This is a genomic window from Streptomyces sp. NPDC048411, assembly GCF_040704695.1.
Lineage (GTDB): Bacteria > Actinomycetota > Actinomycetes > Streptomycetales > Streptomycetaceae > Streptomyces.
The window spans coordinates 1-1369 of the sequence record NZ_JBEZKL010000306.1 but is presented as its reverse complement, the minus strand read 5'-3'; the positions used below and the strand labels follow the sequence as shown (position 1 = coordinate 1369).

The 1369-nt window shown below is 67.5% G+C and carries 2 protein-coding genes; both read left to right on the top strand.

Features of this window, described 5'->3' with window-relative positions; all coding sequences use genetic code 11:
- Nucleotides 1-349 precede the first annotated feature (349 nt).
- On the top strand, nucleotides 350-694 hold the full coding sequence (locus AB0915_RS39190) for a hypothetical protein (protein ID WP_366696187.1): 345 nt from the start codon (nucleotides 350-352) through the stop codon (nucleotides 692-694).
- Entirely contained in the window at nucleotides 691-1047 is a 357-nt protein-coding gene (locus tag AB0915_RS39185; protein WP_366696185.1) for a hypothetical protein, read from the top strand. Before AB0915_RS39190 ends, AB0915_RS39185 begins: the two co-directional genes overlap by 4 nt.
- Nucleotides 1048-1369 lie beyond the last annotated feature (322 nt).

The following is a 1369-nucleotide window of genomic DNA, read 5'->3' as shown; positions in this document are numbered from 1 at the left end:
GCCAGGACCTCGGCGACGAATTTCGGGGCGCCGCGGGAGTCTGCTGCCTTGCCCCGGCGCATCCGTACTGCGGCGATCACCGGCCTTGAGTTGGGTGGCTTCGTTCACTTCAAGCGGCAGCGTTTATCTGCCGCTTTGGACAGCAGTTGGTGATCTTGACACCTCTGGATGTTCATGAGAAATAACGTCAGGGTGCCCACATTGCCGGATACCGGAAAGCAGTCGCGCAGACCGTCTGCCGTGCCCGGCAGGTGAGGGGCCGCGTCCGGGCGGTCATCATGATGAGCCGGGGGCCTGGCGTTCTGGGGTCCGCCGGAGGTGAGAGAGGAAGTCGAGGGTGCTCGGGACCGTGACAGAGGTGTTCGACAGGGCCGTGGACGTGCTCACGGTGGCTTTGGGGCTGGGCTGCGTGTGGGTGGGATGGCGGGCCGTGCTCCGGCCGCGTCAGCCGCCGATTCTCCAGGGAAGACCTGTGTGGGTGGTGCGCGCCTGGGGGCTCGGCTATGTGTTGCTGGGGATCTCCCTCACCATCGAATCGGTGACCCTGATGGCCGGCGGGGAGCCGGGCTGGCCAGCGGACGTGATCCGCTGGGTTGCCGGACCTCTCGTGGTCGGCTCATTCCTGGCGGCGTTCCTTTCCCGGCGGTGGGAGCGCCGTCGGACCCGGGCCATGAATGAGAGGCGGCAGGCGTGAACCGGGCCGTCCCCTGGAGTGAGGCGGCGCTCGTGGCCGTTGCCTGCTGGGCGGTCAGCGGTCTGGGATACGGCGTGCTCGCCGCCCTCGACGCGCCGCACGTGCCCGTTGCGCCCCTCATCGTCATGGGGCTTTCCCAGTGGTTCTGGGCGAGCCACCGCTTTTGGCTGGCCGGGGTCGCGGCGAGCCTCGCGGGGCCTGTCGTGCTGTTCGCTCTCATCGACGTCCTGCGTCCGGGTCTGGGCCGCTACGTTGCGGACGCGCTGGCCACGGGGGCCGCGGCGACAGTCGCCTTGGCCGTCTTCACCCTGGTCGGCCGCGGAGCGGGACGCCATCGTGACGCAGCACGCTAACCAGTTCGTGGGCCACCGCCTCATCCTGCAGCCCGAGCCGGGTGCCGTCCGGCAGCACACGTCTAACACCGCATGTGAGGGCTGCCCAGGTGCAAGGATCCCAGTGACTTCAAAACTCGTGAACATTGCCTGACCGTGGGTCTGGGTGCCTCCCAAACCCATACACAATCGCCGTCACGACTCGTGAACAAAGCCAAGTTGGGGGTGCAGATCGTGGCGAGGAGGGTGTGCAGGGTGCGGATGCCCTTGAACCGGCCGTACTCGGCGCCCTGCTTGGCCCGCCCGTAGACCCGTCTATGGGTGGAGTCGACATCGATGAATG